19 protein-coding genes are annotated in these 18,873 nt (G+C 41.1%); 5 read left to right on the forward strand and 14 right to left on the reverse strand.

Features of this window, described 5'->3' with window-relative positions; translation table 11 throughout:
- Positions 1 to 44 precede the first annotated feature (44 nt).
- Positions 45 to 563, reverse strand: a complete 519-nt coding sequence (locus V7K30_RS03600; protein WP_334997189.1) for an ArsC/Spx/MgsR family protein — start codon at positions 561 to 563, stop codon at positions 45 to 47.
- Between the two features lie 84 nt (positions 564 to 647).
- A complete protein-coding gene (locus V7K30_RS03605) occupies positions 648 to 1,259 on the reverse strand; it encodes a cupin (protein ID WP_334997191.1) in 612 nt (203 codons plus the stop codon).
- Positions 1,260 to 1,289: 30 nt separating this feature from the next.
- Here V7K30_RS03605 and V7K30_RS03610 point away from each other — a divergent pair, with 30 nt between their 5' ends.
- Positions 1,290 to 1,553, forward strand: coding sequence for a hypothetical protein (locus V7K30_RS03610; RefSeq protein WP_334997193.1), 264 nt, complete (start codon positions 1,290 to 1,292; stop codon positions 1,551 to 1,553).
- Here the strand turns inward: V7K30_RS03610 and V7K30_RS03615 are convergent, their stop codons facing one another.
- The 6 genes from V7K30_RS03615 to fdxB form a co-directional block, all read right to left on the reverse strand.
- Positions 1,554 to 2,039, reverse strand: coding sequence for a hypothetical protein (locus V7K30_RS03615; RefSeq protein WP_334997195.1), 486 nt, complete (start codon positions 2,037 to 2,039; stop codon positions 1,554 to 1,556). It lies immediately after the preceding gene.
- Positions 2,040 to 2,143: 104 nt separating this feature from the next.
- On the reverse strand, positions 2,144 to 2,743 hold the full coding sequence (locus V7K30_RS03620; RefSeq protein ID WP_334997196.1) for a cytochrome c oxidase subunit 3: 600 nt from the start codon (positions 2,741 to 2,743) through the stop codon (positions 2,144 to 2,146).
- Positions 2,744 to 2,873: 130 nt separating this feature from the next.
- Positions 2,874 to 3,095, reverse strand: coding sequence for a hypothetical protein (locus V7K30_RS03625; RefSeq protein WP_334997198.1), 222 nt, complete (start codon positions 3,093 to 3,095; stop codon positions 2,874 to 2,876).
- Positions 3,096 to 3,151: 56 nt separating this feature from the next.
- Positions 3,152 to 4,843: a cytochrome c oxidase subunit I gene (ctaD, locus tag V7K30_RS03630; RefSeq protein ID WP_334997200.1), complete on the reverse strand. Its 1,692-nt coding sequence runs from the start codon at positions 4,841 to 4,843 to the stop codon at positions 3,152 to 3,154.
- Between the two features lie 66 nt (positions 4,844 to 4,909).
- Positions 4,910 to 5,899: a cytochrome c oxidase subunit II gene (locus tag V7K30_RS03635; protein ID WP_334997202.1), complete on the reverse strand. Its 990-nt coding sequence runs from the start codon at positions 5,897 to 5,899 to the stop codon at positions 4,910 to 4,912.
- Positions 5,900 to 6,371: 472 nt separating this feature from the next.
- Positions 6,372 to 6,665: a ferredoxin III, nif-specific gene (fdxB, locus tag V7K30_RS03640; RefSeq protein ID WP_334997204.1), complete on the reverse strand. Its 294-nt coding sequence runs from the start codon at positions 6,663 to 6,665 to the stop codon at positions 6,372 to 6,374.
- A gap of 1,024 nt (positions 6,666 to 7,689) precedes the next feature.
- Here fdxB and V7K30_RS03645 point away from each other — a divergent pair.
- Complete coding sequence (locus V7K30_RS03645) at positions 7,690 to 9,285, forward strand: helix-turn-helix domain-containing protein (protein WP_334997206.1); 1,596 nt, start codon at positions 7,690 to 7,692, stop codon at positions 9,283 to 9,285.
- A gap of 249 nt (positions 9,286 to 9,534) precedes the next feature.
- Here the strand turns inward: V7K30_RS03645 and V7K30_RS03650 are convergent, their stop codons facing one another.
- Both V7K30_RS03650 and V7K30_RS03655 read right to left on the reverse strand, forming a co-directional pair.
- Positions 9,535 to 10,203 (reverse strand): cadmium resistance transporter, encoded by a 669-nt coding sequence (locus tag V7K30_RS03650; protein WP_334997208.1) that lies wholly within the window; start codon positions 10,201 to 10,203, stop codon positions 9,535 to 9,537.
- A gap of 5 nt (positions 10,204 to 10,208) precedes the next feature.
- Positions 10,209 to 10,385: a hypothetical protein gene (locus V7K30_RS03655; RefSeq protein WP_334997210.1), complete on the reverse strand. Its 177-nt coding sequence runs from the start codon at positions 10,383 to 10,385 to the stop codon at positions 10,209 to 10,211.
- A 218-nt stretch (positions 10,386 to 10,603) separates the two neighbouring features.
- Between V7K30_RS03655 and V7K30_RS03660 the strand changes: the two genes are divergently transcribed.
- Positions 10,604 to 11,881, forward strand: a complete 1,278-nt coding sequence (locus V7K30_RS03660) for an aliphatic sulfonate ABC transporter substrate-binding protein (protein WP_334997212.1) — start codon at positions 10,604 to 10,606, stop codon at positions 11,879 to 11,881.
- Between the two features lie 593 nt (positions 11,882 to 12,474).
- On the opposite strand, the gene V7K30_RS03665 is transcribed toward V7K30_RS03660, so the two are convergent.
- Positions 12,475 to 13,452, reverse strand: a complete 978-nt coding sequence (locus tag V7K30_RS03665) for a sucrase ferredoxin (protein ID WP_334997214.1) — start codon at positions 13,450 to 13,452, stop codon at positions 12,475 to 12,477.
- A 1,153-nt stretch (positions 13,453 to 14,605) separates the two neighbouring features.
- On the opposite strand from V7K30_RS03665, the gene V7K30_RS03670 reads away from it, so the two are divergent.
- Both V7K30_RS03670 and V7K30_RS03675 read left to right on the forward strand, forming a co-directional pair.
- Positions 14,606 to 15,358, forward strand: coding sequence for a Mut7-C RNAse domain-containing protein (locus V7K30_RS03670; protein WP_334997387.1), 753 nt, complete (start codon positions 14,606 to 14,608; stop codon positions 15,356 to 15,358).
- The gene (locus V7K30_RS03675; protein ID WP_334997216.1) at positions 15,359 to 16,333 is read left to right on the forward strand and encodes an ROK family protein; all 975 of its coding nucleotides are present in this window, start codon (positions 15,359 to 15,361) and stop codon (positions 16,331 to 16,333) included.
- 34 nt (positions 16,334 to 16,367) lie between these two features.
- On the opposite strand, the gene V7K30_RS03680 is transcribed toward V7K30_RS03675, so the two are convergent.
- From V7K30_RS03680 to proB, 3 genes are read right to left on the reverse strand one after another with little or no spacing between them, the layout of a single operon-like run.
- Positions 16,368 to 16,991: a hypothetical protein gene (locus tag V7K30_RS03680; RefSeq protein ID WP_334997218.1), complete on the reverse strand. Its 624-nt coding sequence runs from the start codon at positions 16,989 to 16,991 to the stop codon at positions 16,368 to 16,370.
- A gap of 53 nt (positions 16,992 to 17,044) precedes the next feature.
- A complete protein-coding gene (locus V7K30_RS03685) occupies positions 17,045 to 17,635 on the reverse strand; it encodes a Uma2 family endonuclease (RefSeq protein WP_334997220.1) in 591 nt (196 codons plus the stop codon).
- Between the two features lie 52 nt (positions 17,636 to 17,687).
- Positions 17,688 to 18,797, reverse strand: a complete 1,110-nt coding sequence (proB, locus tag V7K30_RS03690) for a glutamate 5-kinase (RefSeq protein ID WP_334997222.1) — start codon at positions 18,795 to 18,797, stop codon at positions 17,688 to 17,690.
- Between the last annotated feature and the right edge of the window lie 76 nt (positions 18,798 to 18,873).

Raw genomic sequence — 18,873 nt, forward strand, 5'->3', positions numbered from 1 at the left:
AAGAAGTAGTTGAGTATTTTTTTTGTCAGTCCCTAAGTCGTGTACTAATGGTTACACTTACCTTGCTTTTTCTGTTGTTGAGAACTGTTACCGTGATTACAGTCACCTTGCTGATTATGCTGCTCATGACTAGGAGTTTGACCGTGGGAGCAGTTTTGCAAATCTTGCTTCATCAGGTTTTCGCTCATTTCCTGCAAGGATTCGTCAGCAGGTTTTAAGCCAATCCAAGCATCAATCTTTTCTGCATCAAATCCTACCTCGCGGCGGTCGCCTATTTCTAACAAAGGACGGCGAATTAACAATGGCTCTCTCAACATCAACTGCAAAGCGGTATCTGCATCAATTTTTTCAGGAACTACCTCACCAGATTTTATCTTGGGGGAGGAAGGATTAAACCATTCGGCTACGGGGCGATCGCCAAAAAATGAACGCAACCGCTCAACTGTCCAAGGTTCTGTGAGCAGGTTGTATGGTATCACCTCATGACCAGCAGCTGTTAGCAAAACTTTTTGCTTAGTACCACCTTGACAGCCTGGTTTGCTATAGAAAATTACTCTTGCCATTTAACTATCTCCTAATTACTCAATTGTTTGTAGTTGCGCTTTAGCGCTAAAGCGCAACTACGAGCCTGATATGACGATTCCTAATCAAAAATTCCTAGCCTGATGGGTAACTGAGTCAAATTCAAATCTCTCTTTTGGATCAGTTTCGCCATAAATGTTAAAAGTCACAGTTGGTTCATCACCCACTGCTTCTACACTGTGAATTGCATCAGGAGTAAAGCTAATAATGTCTCCTGGAAATAGAATTACTTCTCCCGTTGTTTCAATTTTGTCTTGAGATTCTGGGCTATGAGTGCGTCGCCAAAAAGTATTTTTTTCCTGGCCTTTTAACACGGCCACTATTCCCCACGTCCCATGATTATGAATGTTTGATCGGGTTCCCGGTGCAAATGTTACTGTTTGCACTGTCAACGGAAAACCCAATTCATCGTATAGGAGTAAAACAGAGGTTCCCGTTTTGGGCGAAGGCTCTAAAGATTGACTTCCCACCCAGTAGGAATTTACAATCAAGCGCCTTACGAGCATCCGAATTTCTGGGAGACGACTGGCTTCATCATCTACACTATTAAGAACATCTTCCAACTCAGTTAAAAACCGATAAAGACGATAATTCTCTCTCAATAAATCCCATTCTCTCACAGATTTACAGGCTTGATGCTCACCGTCCCCCGTTAGTAGCCAATCCCTACCTTTCATAATTTTCAAATTGATAGCGGAGAAGATTGGATGATAATGATCGGGGAGACATTAGGAATATTACCTACAGGAGCTTTAGTAGGTATGGTAATAGCAGGAAAGATAGAGTTACTATCAGTAGCCGCTCCCAATAGGGAATATGATCTAGTAGATAACCAATTGTTCATGATTGTTCACCAAAAGGGCATTAAGCATTGGGCATTGGGCATTGAGCATTGGGCATTGGTTATTCTCCTTGTCCCCTTATCTCCCCACTCTTTCGCACATCACTTTATAGAGAAGTGGATTGACTAATTAATCATCTTCTTCTGCTGGACGTGTCAAAATATCCAGGAGAATCCCGGCACCAAAATCATTCTTGTCGTCTATCTGTTTGACTCTGGTGCTGATTTCTTTTGCTTGCTCGATTGCTCCTAACTTTGCTAGTACTAATCCCGAAGCAGCATAAGCATTTAAGTACAATCGAATTTGTGGATCTTCTTGGCGATTGACTAATATAGGCTTAAGTTGCTCCCAATCATCAGGCAATTTTTCTACTTCTTTAATTTTATCTAATAATTTGACTGTTGTTTGTAGTGCAAGAGAATAATTATTTTTATAATAGAAAAATCTATATGCTGCTACCAAGACATCTGTATTTTCACCAGTTTGGGCTAAAGCTTGGTGAATATATTTTTCGGATTCTGATGTATTTTCCCAGTTTTGTGCAGCTAAAATTAATAGGTTTTTGATGTCATCTGGAACCTGGAACCATGAGAATTTGTTTGTATCAAGTTGCATAATAAATTAATGAATGGGGAGTGGGGAGTAGGGAATGGGGAGTAGGGGTGATGAGAAGGAAGAATTAATAACTAATGCCTCATGCCCAATGCCCCATGCCCAATTTAAAACAATGTGAGAACGTACACTAGGGTGAATAGAACAATCCAAATAATGTCTACGAAGTGCCAGTAAATTTCTGCCATTTCGATGAAAGTATGATTGGTTGCAGAATATTCACCGGGAAGACGCGATCGCCACAATACACGTAATATCAATAACAGTCCGATAAAAACGTGCAAACCGTGGAACCCTGTCATGATATAAAAGCAGTTGGCGAAGACGTTAGTAGTCAGACCGTATCCTAATGTTGAGTACTCATAAACCTGACCACCTAAGAAAATTGCCCCCATGATTGCAGTAATTGCATACCACAGTTGCATTCCCTTGACGTTATTCTTTTTAATCGCCGTATCACCGAAGTGAATGACAAAACTACTAGACACCAGAATAATGGTGTTAATTGTCGGCACAAGTAGTTCTACTTCACTCCCTTCTGGAGGCCAAACTGCTGTAGTACCTCTAAAAAACAAATAAGTGGCAAAAAATCCTCCAAACATCAGGGATTCAGAGGCGAGGAAGGTCAACAGTCCCCAAACTCTTAAATCTGGATGTTCTTCGTGTCCCGCACTGTGATCTTCGCTTGTCGTTGTAGCTATAGTCATATTGTTTACCCTCAAAGGTAAAGCGTCGGGCAATTCAATTCTTCACAGTCCTAATTTGCTTGTGGGATGGGTGTTTCACTTGTCTTAAATTAAGGCAGGATGCCCAACCCCACAAGAGTTATTTCTTAACTCAGTACAGCATTTCATTAATTCGTAGCGAATTAAATTTGGCAATACCGGACAATGTGAATGCATTGGTCTGCATTGTGAATGCATCGGTCTGCATTGTGAATGCATCGGTCTGCATTGTGAATGCATCGGCTTGCATTGTGAATGCATCGGTCTGCATTGTGAATGCATCGGTCTGCATTGTGAATGCATCGGCTTGCATTGTGAATGCATCGGCTTGCATTGTGAATGCATCGGTCTGCATTAAAAACGCTACGCTTTTACTTACGCAAAGCCGTACTAAGCAGTAGCTTCCGGCGTTGCAGATGGCTGTATTTGAGTACTATGACCATGACCGTAGTCATAAGGTCCATGAGTCACAACGGGCAACACTTCCCAGTTTTCAATTGCAGGTGGTGAGCTAGTTGTCCATTCTAAGGTCAAAGCTTGCCAAGGATTATCACCAGCCAAGGGTCCTTTGAGCCAACTGTAGATCATGTTGATGGCGAAAGGAATTACCGATATCCCCAAAACAATTGAACCAAAGGTACAAATTTGATTGAGGTCGATAAATTGGGGGTCATACATTGCCACGCGTCGGGGCATTCCTTTTAAACCCAACTCGTGCATGGGTAAAAAGGTCAGATTCGTGCCGATGAAGGTGAGAGCAAAGTGAATGCGTCCCCAGGTTTCATTCAACATTCGCCCGGTCATTTTGGGGAACCAGTGATAAATACCGGCGTAGATGCCAAACACGGAACCGCCAAACAGAACGTAGTGGAAATGTCCTACTACATAATATGTGTCGTGAACGTGAACATCAAAGGGGGCTGTTCCCATCGTCACACCACTTAAGCCGCCCATGACAAACATGGACAATAAGCCAATGGCGAAAAGCATCGCAGTGGTGAAGCGGATTTTACCACCCCAAAGGGTAGCAACCCAGGCAAAAATCTTCACGCCAGTGGGAACTGCAACTATCAGCGTGGAGATGGTGAAGAACATCCGCATCCAACCGGGTGTGCCACTGGTAAACATGTGGTGTACCCAGACGAACAAACCCACAACGCAGATGGCTACACTAGAATAAGCGATCGCTTTATAACCAAAGATGGGCTTGCGGGAGTGAACTGGAATTACCTCCGACATGATGCCGAAGATGGGCAGAATCATTAAATATACTGCCGGGTGAGAGTAAAACCAGAATAAGTGTTGATAAATTACAACGTTACCGCCTGCATCTGGTTTAAAGAAGGAGGTGCCAAAGTTGAGGTCAAACAACAGCAGAATTAAACCGGCTGCTAATACTGGTGTGGAGAAAAGTGCTAGCAGGGAAGTTGCCAAGATTGCCCAGCAAAACAGGGGTACTTGATCCCATTTCATGCTAGGAACCTTCATCATCAAAATGGTGATCACAAAGTTCAGCGAACCCAAAATTGAGGAAGTTCCTACCAAGACGATCGCCAGTATCCACATAGTTTGAGCGATGGGTGCTGTCACCAAACTCAAGGGTGGATAAGCTGTCCAACCAGATTGCGAACCGCCAAAAATGAAACTACCTAAAATGAGCGCTCCGGCTGGTGGATTTAACCAAAAGGCGATCGCGTTTAGCTTCGGGAAAGCCATATCCCTAGCACCGACCATCAACGGCACCAAAAAGTTACCAAACCCCCCAATGGCGCTGGGGACAATCCACAGGAAGATCATGATCGTCCCGTGATTGGTCATGAAAGCGTTATACAGATTGGGGTCGAGTACGTCTGATTCTGGTGTTGCTAATTCGACACGCAGAGCGATCGCCATCAGTCCACCGATCAGATAAAATACAAACGCTGTCACTAGGTATTGGATACCAATAACCTTGTGGTCAACATTAAATGTAAAATAGTCTTGCCATTTCCACGCCTTTGGATGCGAGGTGTGGCCAAGCACCAGAGTTTCCGGTTTATTTCCTTCTGGTGGAGTATTCTGGGGAAATTCTACCTGCGTCATATTCTTTTACCACTATGCGCGACTCTTGTACAGACGCGATTAATCGCATCTCTTGTACAGACGCGATTAATCGCGTCTCATGACTACTGACTTTAGAGTTGCTGCACTAATTCCCATATCATGGGTGTGAGGAGCGAGAAACTCTGATGTTGATAAGTCGGCTGGATTAACTGCAACGACTTGATTTAGATTTTGCTGTTGAGCAATCTGGTTTTCTGTCCGCCAGCTATTATATTCTTCTGGTGTGTGGACAATTACCTGTGTCCGCATTGAACCGTGATAACCACCGCATAACTCAGCACAAACTACGGGATATGTACCTGGTTTGGTGGCAACAAATCGTAGTTGGGTAGGGATACCGGGAAGTGCATCTTGTTTCAGGCGGAAATTTGGCACCCAGAATGAGTGAATTACATCTTGTGCTGAAAGGTTGAGTTGCACATCAGCACCGACGGGTATGTGCAATTCCCCGGAAGTAATGCCACTATCGGGGTAATTAAATATCCAGGCGTACTGTATGCCTTTGACATCAACAACTAAATCGGCTGGTTTGTCTAGGGTTTGAGGAGATGCGCCGATGCCAATTGTTGGGGCAATTGATGGGGCAGTTGTTGCTTCAGCATCGCTTAATGTGGCTGCAATAGCACTCCCCGGCATGTGAGCAACATGAGCTGCTGAATGAGGATGACCCGCAGGATCAAAGCCTCCCATTCGGTTAAAAACATCTACACTGTAGATGCCCAAGAGGAGGACAATCACTGTTGGGATTGCTGTCCAAAAGACTTCTAAGGGCAAGTTACCTTCTATTGGCACGCCATCGGTATCGTCACCCGGACGGCGACGAAACTGAATCAAAAAAACTACAATTGTTCCTTCTACCACTAAGAAGAATGCGATCGCAATGGTAAACATGACATTGAAAAAACCATCTACCAAAGGCGCTTGAAGCGAAGCTTGCACCGGCATCAGAGTGTGATTCTGACCAATCCAAATACTGATTGCTGTAACTACTATTCCAGCAACCAGAGTCCATAGTGAAACAGGAACTTGTTGCATACATGCTACCTGCTTTGTAAACCGTCTTTAGAGGTGTTATTTTCTAGGTTTTGGGAATTGGGGATTGTTATCTATTCCCCACTCCCCACTCCCCACTCCCCATTCCCTTTTCACTTTCTAACGTGCAGCCATAAAAAATGGGGGAAACTTCCAGATTTTTTCCATATCTTTCCCCCATAAAATTACAAATTATATTTCAACTCATACCACAAAGTTAGCCCTCTGCTTTCAGAAAAGCTAGTTGTTCCAAGAGGGCACTGTTAGCTCTAATATTGATTAGGCTATATTAGCAGCAAGTTTAAATTTGTTAATAGCTAACATTTTGTGATTTACGGATTTGTTTACTGTGAACTATTTCTTAGTTCTGGTAAATATTTAGTATTCCCCTCAAGTTACCTTGCCTAGCGCATTTGCGCTTTATACAAACAGTGCCCCCTTGAATTAACAACAATTTTGACTAACTCTAAAAACCTTAATTGTTTAATGCAACATGGGTGTAGCAGTTCTTGGGACAAATCCGTGAACACGCTTCACAACCAATACAGTTATCAGGAGAAGTAACTGCCATTACTTTCCGTTCAACTTCTTCATCATCTTCATCTTCTACAAATTCACCTTCTTCATTCAGCGCTTTCAAACCTAGCACATTGTACCCGCAGACTTTAACGCATCTGCCACAGCCGATACATTTTTCTTTGTCAACTTCCTGAGCAAATTTTGGTGTCCAAGTCTTACCGCCAAATGTCAAACCTGTTAGTTGTGCCATGAATAAATCCTCGGCAATTTTGCCTGTCAATCTGTTTGTGCATTAATCATCATATTATCCTAATCTTTTATTCTTTTCTATTCAAAACTTACTTTTCTCTCATCAAAATTCGATGACTTTGAACACAATGCTAAATTATTTTTTATTTCAAATAATAGATGAAAAATATTACCAATAATATGTTTTCCTCGTTCCCATGCGGAGCATGGGAACGCATTCATTGAGTCTCTGACTCAATTTCTGACAGCAGCCCCTAATCAGGCATTCCCATGCTCTCCATAGGAACTAGAGAAGAAAAAATTGGGGTAAAGCCTCCTGTAGATGCAGTTTTATTATTTCTTAACAAAAGCAACTATATTTATAACAGTGATGATATTTTTTTTCAAATATATTTAGGTTTAGGCAAATAAATATAGACTAAAAGTATACATATATACAAAATTAGATGTTCATTAGTTACAATTTGATATATGCAATATGTATTTTATCAAGCAACAATTTTAAATTTATTTGATTCAATTATTTAGATAAATGCTGATAAAAGGAATATTATGATTTCACCTCAATAAGCAGAATTAATTTATGAAGAAACTGTAAACTTGATGGCAGAATATTACCCTACATTAAATACTAAAATTATTAATAAATTAGATGACTTCCAATTGCAATAGGTTTGATTTTTCCTTAGAAACACCTTGAGTAAGCTTTTATAGTCAAATCTAAAATCTTCATTAAGTACCTAAGAAAATAAATGTTAAGATTTTTTCCTAAGCTCAGTACGAACAAATTAATCATTTTTTTCATGAAATGTATAGTTAATAAGAAGTTTTATTAGGCTGATTTTTAAAGCCTTAAATAGCTCCAATTTGATGTGAAGTAAAAATATGGATGTGGGGATTGAGTGTGGTGAGAAAAGGTGATTCTCGCCAGAAAGATAATGTGGTAGCGAGTCATGAATAAACAGGACTCATCCAGGGGAGACCTGAGCCAGACATCTCAACGATTAGAGTGGGAAAAGAGCCAAATGCCTTATACAATTCCTAACAACAGTTGCGTTGGATGTGACAACTGCCGCCCTCAATGTCCTACGGGTGCAATCAAAATAGAGAACAATGAATACTGGGTTGATCCTGGTCTTTGTAATAATTGTGAGGGCTATTATCCAGAGCCGCAATGTGTAATAGCTTGTCCAAGTAATTCTCCGATTCCTTGGCAGGCAAAAAAGGGAAGATGCAAAGTTGAACCGAGAGATGCTACCAGCTTAGACTTGTTTTCTAACGGCAAGAATAACCCATTTGCTTCAGCGATCGCTATTTGGGAAGCTTGTAATGTGCTGGCGCAACGCACATCTCTACATTGGGAAAATGATGAAGACGGTTATCTGTGTTACAGCCGACAAGTCAACCAAGGTAGGGGTGCGATCGCATTTCACATCCAAGATCCATTCAAAGTCAACGACAAAGCCACAGATATAGCAGCAATTGAGGGGCTTGACATCAGAGCCGCTTGCATACATCTGATTTTTGCAGCTTACGCCACAGCCTTAGATCAACCTTGGGAGCAAGAATTTGCGATCGATGAGCGACAAATTGAGAAATATTTGGGGATGGAGAAACGCAAAGATTTGAGCAAAGCTGCCAAGCTAGCTTTAATGAAAAATATCGTTCAGCAAGCTTGCTCCCTGATTATCTCCATTGACTGGCCTCAACAAGGTCGAATTAACGGATTCTCTGTTGTAGGAAGCCGCTTATGGCACTTGGTAGACATTCAGCACCACTTTCAAGAAGACAATCTCGGATGCAAATATCTTATTGGGCTAACTTTTAAAGTCAGAGCAGGCATTTGGGCACAATATTTCTTAAACAAACAAGCATGTAAAGAGCGAACCGCATTCTATCAATACGGCAGTCTCCCCAAAACGCTGCTAACCACAGTTATGAGCATTTGGCAACAACATGAAGGTGCAGTCCGACTAATGCTGTGGTTGCTGTTTAAAACCAAAATGGGCAAAGAACAACGCATTACCATTCCTACCTTGCTGCGTATTGCTTACGGTGAGGAAAAAGTCGCCCTTGCATCCAGACAACGGGAAGAACGCAAACGTCTGCTGCGAACTTTTGAAAGCGATTTGGAAATTCTCAATCACTATGGAATGAAACCACTTTTCGATCCAGTTACTTACCCACCAGAAATTCAACCTTTGTGGGCGAAGTTAATTGATCTTCCCGAAGATCCAGATGAAGCATTAGAATTTTGGACTAACGACGGTGGTGCTGAAACTCGCCTCACAGATACAGGCCCCCGTGGTAAATGGAATCTGCTAATGAATGCGCGGATTTTGGCTTTTGAACTCCCACCAGAATGGGAACAGCAAATTTCAGAATCGGAAAAAAAGCAACGACGAACAGCCAAAGCCAAAAGGAAGCCGAAAGCTACAAATGATTTACTGGGTGAACAGATTTTGCAAGCGCGAAAAAATTTGAATCTCTCCCAAAGGGAGTTAGCAAAGCTTACAGGTAAAAGTCAAAGCTGGATTCGAGATATCGAAAATGGTCGTTTAAAAGCCAAATTAGAAGACCAAGTATTGTTACGAAAAGTCTTAAATATTGGTCAATCTTGATTTTGAATTTAGAATTTGGGTTCTAAGAGACCATTTATAAATAGGACTTACGCAAAACTACACGCGGTAGGGGCAATTCATGAATTGCCTCTACCGGAGAATAAAGGTTTGGGCTATTTTTTGCGTAAGTCCTGATAAAGTAAGCCTTAAATTGTAGGGTGCGTTCAAGCAGCGCGTAACACGCCTGAAAATATGGTGCGTTACGGCTGAATTAGACGTAACGTAATTACCAATTACGAATTGTTAATGTCAACTCTTCGGTAAAAAAAGACGATAGGATTCGCTGTCCATCAAAATTCTATAGCCCAGCCACATTAGTACAAAGGGAAATATCTTACTAGCATAGCGGCTGAGGACTAAAGCAATACCAGGTAGGCGAGTCAGGTTATAGGACATCAATAGCCAGCATAAAACAATGAAATAGCAAACTGGTATGATTACGGACAGATTTTGGATTGAGCTAGTGGCAAATAGGGGAATATAGATCCCCAGATTGTTACCACCGTTGGCAATCGTGACCGCAGAGACGCGATAGGTTTGGGGATCGCGGATTACGTCCCAGAGCGATCGCTTTCTGGAATCAAATCCTCGAAATTTAGAGTTTATTTTCAGATTGGCTGACTTATCTTCATTTGAGTCATGCTGATTAAGGTTGCGTAAATTGTTCAAACCAATGAGTATCGGCAGAACCCCCAGTAGACCAATCCAAGTTGACGGAATTACTAGACCCACTAAGAAACCAACCAAACTTACTATCACTAATGCTGTGAACCCTAGAAGCTCACCAACTACAACGTGCTGAGGCCGAAAAGTCCGATTAACTGAGCTAAAAAAAGCAGTCAGATAAATATTGTCGTCAAAGGTTGTTGCTACAGCAGCAGCTAGCCCGATCTTAATTGTTGCAATTAACCAATCCATCACCATCACTCGCTCAACACCTGTTTGATGACCGAAATTACCACTCGCTCAACCTGAGCAATCAGCCCCGCAATATTGAGAAATAGGGTTTGTCCCAGATTTCCATAAGTCACACTCCGCCGCAGGCGATCGCCAACAGAGGGAATTAATCTTGGCTGTTGGTTCCACTCGCCATCATCCAAAAACCTAAGTTATTTACCAATTTCTTTAACTTCAAAAAAATGGGGTAAGCCTCAGTAATAATATATAAACAGCCCAAAGAAGTATAACACTCTGACTGCATTCTCGTATGTAATGCGCCATTCATTCCCAGCATCAATTAGTAGTGGGGTTTCAGCCCAAATCCTTCACAATCAGCCGCCTAAGCAATATAGATGGTTATTTCAGCCAAGGACTCATAATGATTAGCCGTTTCATTAACCTTCTGCCTAGAGGCACAGGTCAAAAAATCTTACAGTTGCTCAGAGCAACCATTCGTAGATCGGCTGCCTACAGGTTTGCAGCCTTATTTTGCATCGGTCTTGCTGCGAGTTTCGTCTTGCCTCTGGCTTTTGACGGTCATGCTGTTGCCGCTTCTGAATCTGCCAATACACTTTCCTATCTACTAAATCAGTTCAAAATACCCAAAAATTCGACAACTCGGTTACTAGAAACCGTGGGACTATTTGTGGGGGGCATAATTTTTTGTATAGCTTTGGATCGCTGGTTTTCTAACCGTTCTGCTGGATCTAGCAACACGCCCTTAGCTGAACAAGCGCGGCGGCTCAAGCAGCTTAAAATGGGGTATCCAGAGGGGATGACAAATCTGGAAGTTCTCCGAACTCAAGGCTTGCTCGAAACCCGTTTGCGACCATTTGGGCTGAGTGTTACCTGGACAAGCTTTTTATCAGCTTCTTCTCTGATAGAAGCACTAAGCAATGGGACAATTGACTTCTGCGGTGGTGGTGGCACGGCCAGCATCTTCTCTCAAGCAGCAGATCATATATTTGTGCGGGTAGCAAAAGAAAAATATACTGCTCCCAAAGGTCAAGCGATTTTGGTACCGGAAGATTCGCCGATTCAGACACTAGCAGACTTGAAGGGGAAAAAGATAGCTTTTGACAAAGGCTCAAGCGCACATTATGTGCTTGTGCGATCGCTGGCGAAAGTAGGTCTCGATTTTAGCGACATTGAGCCAGTTTATCTGACACAGCCGGAGGCGCTACCTCTATTCCGCCGTGGTGAGGTCGATGCTTGGGTGATTTGGGTTCCTTACACAGCAACTCAGTCCCGAAGCTCTTACCCAGGGCGATCGATTGCCGATCTAGAGAGCATATTTGGTGACAAAGCGTCCATAGAAGTTCCGACTTATTACTACGCGATTCCAGAGATAGTACGCGACTATCCCGACCTGCTAAAGGTGATTTTAGAAGAGGTAAACGAAGCTGGAGCTTGGGCTAAGAAACAGGAATTGGAAGCGGTTCAACGAATGGCACAAAACCATGAAATCGATCCATCGATTCTAGAAACTTTACAGCAACGTAGTGCCGAACGTGCCATCATCCCCATTGACGATCAATCACTCACTGCTCTACAGCATCAAGCAAATGTGTTTAGGGATCTAAATCTGATTCCTGAGCGAGTGAATGTGCAAGATGGAACCTATAGCTTGCAGACTAAGCAAAACTGGACTTATTAATTCGACACTGAGCGAAAAAGAAGCCTGGGGAAGTAGGGGAAGAAAAAAGAAAGTTGATAGTTTTCGTGGATGCAGGGATTGAGTAATTCAAAAAATTAGAAAAACTTAACGTACATTTTTAAGAGCTTGATTCCAAATATTCTCAAACTCATTTTTTGAAATCTCATGTTCTTTTCCCAAATCGAGATATGACAAAGGTTGATCGCACAAAGCTAATCCCCCAGTTTCTGGATGGTAAATTTCGTTAGATATAAACCATTTTTAACTATAATTTTCAACTTGCCTAGATGCTCGATTATCATCAAATTCTAAGTAAACCATTCCTAATCCAAGATTTGATTCGCCTTCATGTTTAAAATATCGTTTCATGGCATTGTTTTCCCATGTCTAATAACTCTATTGCTAATATCTAAATTATCCCTAGTTGGATTTCGATAAATATTTGGATGCGGATTTTCAATAGGCAAATTAGAAATATCGATTTCAAGGCAGTGATCGTTTAGTTTTTGGCTACTCGGCAAGAGTTCCATAGGCGAACGCTTGTGCCAGTTGCGTAAGTCCTGACCAATTAGGTAGATGTATACCCCAGCCTTTTATGTACTATAACTCATGACCTTACTAGAGTTAAGCCAGAGACTACCTACAGCATATTTAGTAACTACCAACTCTTGTTTAGCATTGCATGAACTCTTCAGTTGTTGTGTCTTAGTTTCATCTTTCACAAGATTAGCCTGGTAAGTATAGAGAGAACCAGAAGGTTGTTCAAAACTTAGTTCAACTACCATAGTATTATTGTCTAAACTTTGCTCTAAAATTTTGCCTGCAACTTTGTAATTAAACCAATCCCATCCATTGCAGAGGATTAGTTCTCTTTCCAAAATCTGAAGTGCAGCAGGCAGAATTCCCCAGCCTCGATAGACTTTATGTAAGCATTGAATATCGCCAGTCCGCGTCAAAATCGATCTAAATAAATCTTGATCGAGACGACCGTAGTATCTTCCTTCTGGCAAGTCTATGACTGTTGGTGCAAACCGATGTCCACCAAAGTGCGATGATTTCCAAATTCGCACATTATTTAAGCACAAATCAGCATTACTCGCTGTAACATTGAAGTAAAAAGGAGCGCCATATCTAGCACAGCACTTATCATGGCTACCGTGGGTACAAACTAAAATATCTCTAGTTGCACTGGTTTCTAGCTCAGAATTAGAACTGATACCCCATAACCATTTTTGGACAACTGCTGCTACTTGCTCAATATTTCCTAGCTTAAACTCTTGCTTATGGTATCCATTACTTAGCCCATCTTGTTTTTGATAAATCAAAAGCGTAGTGTGGTTGACTTTGTGTGATCCATCATTAGCAATTAAGAGGAATCTAATCGGTAGTTTAGCACGCTTCACTTCCTCTACTAAAATCCTCAAGTTCTGAGGCACCCATTTGGAATTAAAGGCTTCTGATGTCCAAGGTAAAGGACACTCAACTAAAATATAAGTTTGATAATTAGTGGCGCTACCAATAATATCTTCTCCCGCTTGCTGTGAATCGTCAGAACAAAAAAAAGTATTCATCTCACTGTACTCATTAGCGTATTTTATGGACAAAAGGTATTACAAAAGACAATTGTGTTCTTAGTTACAATATCCTTGGTTAAAGGAGATAAAAAAGAACAATATTCATTTCCCAGTTAAAACTAGGTAGCCACTTTATAACATCATTATTGATCGAGGTCTTTCCGGTTAATAAATTCTCCACAATAAAGATAAACAGTGTCAAGATAGATTTTTCCGTATGAGCGGCGTTAATTTTGTATCTAGTTTTATTGTTATTTGGTATTTTATAAATTTTCACTTGCGGAAACTCAGCTTTTATGAACTTGGTTTCTTTCCCAAAATCAAATATGCTCAATATTGTGCGTAGATGCATTCGCAAAGCGTCTCCAAGAGTTGCAGCTTGTCGTCAGACATCGTTTGGTGAGTAACTAGCAATCAACTTGCTTGCAATGTAGATCTAGCTGATACTACAATCAAAAATATTGCTTGCAGCAACATACTTATTTAAAGTTTTGTTGAAATTATTTACATAGCTAGTTACATACCCTGTTTTTACACATAAAGATATAATTTTGTGCTGTTTTTGTGAGTAATATATTCCTAAAGATAGATGCGGAAACACTTGATAAACAGATAACGCCTTGGTAAACCAATATCGGTTTAAAAATTTTTCCCAACTATCTGCTTTTAATGTATTTATCCATGTATACATATTGCAAATAATTCTCAATTAGTTGAAAAATAAAAACAATTAAATTAGGGGTAAATGCTTTAGTACCCCGTACTTTATGCGCGATAAGTTAATGTTCAAAACTAGTGATTAATTATTAGCCGCTTCACTGACATCAACATTAACAAACCTGTTATTTACCCTTTTACCTAATCTAACTTCCTGAAGCTTATGTCAGGGTTTGATTATATGTATCTGCTTTGACTGTAACTGAACTCAATAATAAATGCAAGTATTTGAGAATCTTTATAATTTCTTTACCGTTTGTCGTCTCTAGAAGGTTGCTAAAATCAAGGTTAACGGGCATTTTATAGTGGAGATAGCTCACCTGAACAAGCATTGATTCTTTCAATACAATAGATAAAGTTTTGCAATTGTGACAAATTGTTGCCATTAGGGTAGCACAGATGTGTTACCCTACTAATCCAAATATCTGTGGCTATGGCGATCGCATATTTCTATTTTCATGCAGAATTGAATTATTTTTTACCACGGCATCATAAGCAGGTGAGAATCTCCCATTTTTTTGAAGAGAAAGCCTCAGTTAAGGACATGATTGAGTCGTTGGGCGTCCCTCATCCAGAAGTTAATTTTATTAATGTTAATGATGAATATGTAAATTTTTCTTACATTGTTTCGGATGGAGATATTATCAATGTTTATCCAATTTCAGCTAGGAGTGTTATAATACCGAGCCTTTCTGTTCTGCCAAAACCGCTCAGTATCATCCGCTTTGTTTTAGATATTCATTTAGGGAAGCTTGCGACATCTCTACGACTTTTAGGTTTTGATACTTTATACCGCAATGACTACGAGGATGAGAAATTAGCCCAAATATCCTACAGCCAAGCGCGGATTCTCTTGACTCGTGATAAAGGTCTATTGATGCGTAGTTTGGTAAAGCACGGGTATTATGTTAGAAACACTAACCCTCAACAACAAATCATAGAAGTACTGCAACGCTTCGACTTATTTGAATTAATTGCACCATTTAAACGGTGTTTGCGCTGTAATGGATTATTAGAACCTGTAGATAAGCAATCGATTATTGAGCAAGTACCAGAAAATGTGCGAGCGCAGATTGATCAATTCCAGCATTGCCAAGACTGCAATCGCATTTATTGGAAAGGTTCACATTATGAACGATTACAACAGGTTATTGATGGAGTACTCAACTCACAAAAAGGTGAGTAAATGACATTAATTTTAGCTCTCGATTTTGGCGGAACTAAGCTAGCAGCAGCATTGGTAAATATTGGTTCGAGAAAGTGGTTGCGTTATGAACGTCGTCTCTCGCCAGTAGGTGCAAATGCTAGTAGTGACTTGGAAATTATGCGATCGCTCATTTACTCGCTGCTGCAAGACACAAAACCTGCTGCGATCGGTGTCAGCTTTGGCGGCCCAGTTGACGCTTCCACAGGGACGGTGCGACTATCTCATCATGTCGCTGGATGGGAAAACATTCCTCTCAAAGGGTTGTTGGAGGATGAGTTTGGTGTTCCTGTTGGTGTAGACAATGATGCCAATATCGCTGCTTTGGGAGAACATCGTTTTGGTGCGGGACAGGGATACGATAGCCTGTTTTATATCACTGTCAGTACTGGCGTGGGTGGTGGTTGGATACTCAACGGTAAGCCTTGGCGGGGTGCTGGTGGGATGGCTGGCGAAATTGGACATATAGTTGTAGATCCGGCTGGGCCAGTATGTTTGTGTGGTAAGCGGGGATGTGTGGAACGTTTGGCATCGGGGCCTTATATGGCGCAAAATGTTAGGGAAATTTTCCAGAACGAATCCCCAAGTCGCCAAAGAGGAGAAGTTTTGAGGGGTTTGGTGGGGGATGATTTAACGTTGCTGACGGGACAGTTGGTGAGTGAAGCTGCGGCTGCTGGGGATGATTTGGCTAAGGAAGTATTGCACAAAGCTGCTTGGGCGCTGGGTGTGGGTATTGGTAATGTGGCGAATTTGATGAATCCGCAGCGCTTTGTATTGGGAGGTGGTGTGACGAAGGCAGGGGAGGATTTTTGGCAGGTGATGCGTCAGGTGGCACGGGAGACGGCTTTGCCGGAAGTTGATTTTGAAATTGTGCCGGCGGTGCTGGGGGATGATGCGCCGTTGTGGGGGGGTGTGGCGATCGCTTTGATCACAAATCCAGAATTTGTAAATGAGTAATGTGTATAAGTGCAAACAGAACTAATTGAACTAATTATCTATGGGTAAGCGGCGATCGGACTAATAAAAATTGTTCAGCTTCTTCTATATAAAATTCTGTACCGACGTAAAGGCTATTATCCTCAAAATAACTATATCCAATTGTTGCTCTATTTGTATCTATCCCTAACAAACAAGCAAGTTCATCGGCAGCATTTTGTCCTAAATATTCTATATCTTTTTGTCTACAATATCCCATGAAATCAGAAATATTTTGCAATGTTGCACTGGGTTTACAGTACTTAAATAACTTATTTGAGTCTCCATGAAACCGATTTATGTAAACATCTCTTGTATACTCATCACCAAATGTTTCTCCATCTGTATCATTATCAAATTCGTCAATTATTTCTCCACCTTCATATAATAAATATACAAAGTTTAATCCTCTATACACCATCAATGTAAATACGGCAGTTGACAGCTTTATTGATAATTGTTGGACAAAATACCGAATGTAATCATGGTTAAATTCTTCAGATGTTTGATCGTAAACTGTAATCCATCCATTCTTGCTAGGTGAAACATAAGCTTCGTTCCTAGTTATTCTTTCAACTATCTTAGCCACATCATATTGTGAAACCCATCTAACTTGATAGTTAACAAATTTTTCTCCCATTTTTGCTCTACAAATTACAGCACTAATATCCAATAATATTAGGTTTCAACCTACTATTGTTGCTGAATTCCCTGGCGAAATTCTCTAATCGCTTCCAAGGGAGACGATAACAAAAGACAACGATTCAGCAGGGATAAATCTAATTCTGCTAGCAACTCACTTTTAACAACTTTCTCATATTGTTGTTCTCGTAAGCAGTAAACTTCAATTGTGCCATCTTCCCAAAACCAAACTTCAGGGACTCCCATTAATTTGTACTTCTGTAACTTTATGGGACTACCGCTAGTAATCACAACTTCAATGCACAAGTCTGGTACAGGTTTGTCTGTTCCAAAGCAATAAGATAAATCTGCTTGATATTCTACTATCTCAGGAATAATCTGGCTAAAACTCCCACTAGGGAAAAATTCAATACCCTGTTCCACGAAATACTGCCCCAGAAGCAGACCCATTAAACACCTAATAGCCTCATGAGATTTACCAATAGTCACTATTTCTAAGACTTCATCACAATAAAACAGCCGCACCCCTGGCACATTTTCAAAGCTGGCTTGAATCGCTTTAAACTTTTCCCAAGTTAATCCATGTCGAAAGAAGCGTTGTTCTTCTGGTAAGTTAACAGCATTTTCTAACGTTTGAGTCATAATATTTCTTACTCTCCCGGTTAGTCGTCACGAAATTTATCTTATTTCCATCCTAAGTCAAAACCAAGTTATCTCGGTGAATAACTGTTTCCACACCCGCATAGCCTAAAATTGTCGGAATTTCTCGTGAATGACAGCCGCGAATCTTTTGCAGATCATTGCTGTTGTAATTCACAAGTCCTCTAGCAATTTCGTTACCGTTGCTGTCACACAATTGCACAGCATCCTGTGTATCAAACTCTCCTTCTACTAGCTTAATTCCAGCTGCTAATAACGATTTTCCCGCTAGAGAAATTGCCGCGATCGCACCTTCATCTAAATACAATTTACCCGCAGGTACAAGTCCGTAAGCTATCCAACGTTTACGCGCAGAAGTTGGTTCAGGTTGCGGTTCAAAATGCGTCCCAATAAGTTCACCTTGGATAATTTTTTCGATATTCCGGGGAAATCGCCCTTGAGTAATTACAGTCCGCACTCCAGCCGCGATCGCAATCCTCGCAGCCGAAATTTTTGTCACCATACCGCCAGTACCCCACCGAGAACCTTGGGAACCTGTTTGGATCTGTAATTCTGCTAATTCCTTAATGCTACTAACTAAAGCGATCGGCCGGGCATCTGGTACGGAACGCGGATCGGCTGAGTAAAGCCTATCGACATCGGTGAGCAAAAATAGCCAATCTGCTTCTACTAAGCTGGCAACCAATGCCGAAAGGGTGTCATTATCACCAAATTTTAGTTCGTCTACTGCTACGGTATCATTTTCATTGACTATAGGAATCACTCCCAGTCTCAGTAGTTCCTGAAAAGTGTTATAGACGTTCAAATAGCGGCTTCGCTGTACTAAATCACTGCGAGTCAGTAATACTTGAGCGATCGCTTGTTGTAAGGTAGTAAATAAATCATCATATATCCGAATTAACCTACCTTGTCCAACTGCTGCTACAGCCTGTTTGAGTGCGATCGCCTTGGGACGTTCAGTTAAGCCCAACCGCGCACAACCCACCCCCACAGCGCCAGAGGAAACCAAAATCACCCGATGTCCTTGGTGTCTTAAATGGCAGAGTGTTTCCGCCAAGGTAGCGATCGTAGAAAGTGCTAATTGTCCCGTTTCTGGTTGAGTTAGGCTAGAAGTACCAATTTTGACAACAATTGTTAGTGGCATCTTTGAATTTTAGATTTTAGATTTTAGATTCAGATTAGACATCTTGCAATACGGTTTGTTTAAGAAAAAATAACTT

This window comes from Nostoc sp., assembly GCF_036917655.1.
GTDB lineage: Bacteria > Cyanobacteriota > Cyanobacteriia > Cyanobacteriales > Nostocaceae > Nostoc.

Bases quoted from the DNA above. Each gene is read 5' to 3' on its own strand.
- V7K30_RS03600 (WP_334997189.1), bottom strand. From the start codon at position 563: ATGGCAAGAGTAATTTTCTATAGCAAACCAGGCTGTCAAGGTGGTACT.
- V7K30_RS03605 (WP_334997191.1), bottom strand. From the start codon at position 1,259: ATGAAAGGTAGGGATTGGCTACTAACGGGGGACGGTGAGCATCAAGCC.
- V7K30_RS03610 (WP_334997193.1), top strand. From the start codon at position 1,290: ATGATAATGATCGGGGAGACATTAGGAATATTACCTACAGGAGCTTTA.
- V7K30_RS03615 (WP_334997195.1), bottom strand. From the start codon at position 2,039: ATGCAACTTGATACAAACAAATTCTCATGGTTCCAGGTTCCAGATGAC.
- V7K30_RS03620 (WP_334997196.1), bottom strand. From the start codon at position 2,743: ATGACTATAGCTACAACGACAAGCGAAGATCACAGTGCGGGACACGAA.
- V7K30_RS03625 (WP_334997198.1), bottom strand. From the start codon at position 3,095: ATGCAAGCCGATGCATTCACAATGCAAGCCGATGCATTCACAATGCAG.
- ctaD (WP_334997200.1), bottom strand. From the start codon at position 4,843: ATGACGCAGGTAGAATTTCCCCAGAATACTCCACCAGAAGGAAATAAA.
- V7K30_RS03635 (WP_334997202.1), bottom strand. From the start codon at position 5,899: ATGCAACAAGTTCCTGTTTCACTATGGACTCTGGTTGCTGGAATAGTA.
- fdxB (WP_334997204.1), bottom strand. From the start codon at position 6,665: ATGGCACAACTAACAGGTTTGACATTTGGCGGTAAGACTTGGACACCA.
- V7K30_RS03645 (WP_334997206.1), top strand. From the start codon at position 7,690: ATGCCTTATACAATTCCTAACAACAGTTGCGTTGGATGTGACAACTGC.
- V7K30_RS03650 (WP_334997208.1), bottom strand. From the start codon at position 10,203: ATGGATTGGTTAATTGCAACAATTAAGATCGGGCTAGCTGCTGCTGTA.
- V7K30_RS03660 (WP_334997212.1), top strand. From the start codon at position 10,604: ATGATTAGCCGTTTCATTAACCTTCTGCCTAGAGGCACAGGTCAAAAA.
- V7K30_RS03665 (WP_334997214.1), bottom strand. From the start codon at position 13,452: ATGAATACTTTTTTTTGTTCTGACGATTCACAGCAAGCGGGAGAAGAT.
- V7K30_RS03670 (WP_334997387.1), top strand. From the start codon at position 14,606: ATGGCGATCGCATATTTCTATTTTCATGCAGAATTGAATTATTTTTTA.
- V7K30_RS03675 (WP_334997216.1), top strand. From the start codon at position 15,359: ATGACATTAATTTTAGCTCTCGATTTTGGCGGAACTAAGCTAGCAGCA.
- V7K30_RS03680 (WP_334997218.1), bottom strand. From the start codon at position 16,991: ATGGGAGAAAAATTTGTTAACTATCAAGTTAGATGGGTTTCACAATAT.
- V7K30_RS03685 (WP_334997220.1), bottom strand. From the start codon at position 17,635: ATGACTCAAACGTTAGAAAATGCTGTTAACTTACCAGAAGAACAACGC.
- proB (WP_334997222.1), bottom strand. From the start codon at position 18,797: ATGCCACTAACAATTGTTGTCAAAATTGGTACTTCTAGCCTAACTCAA.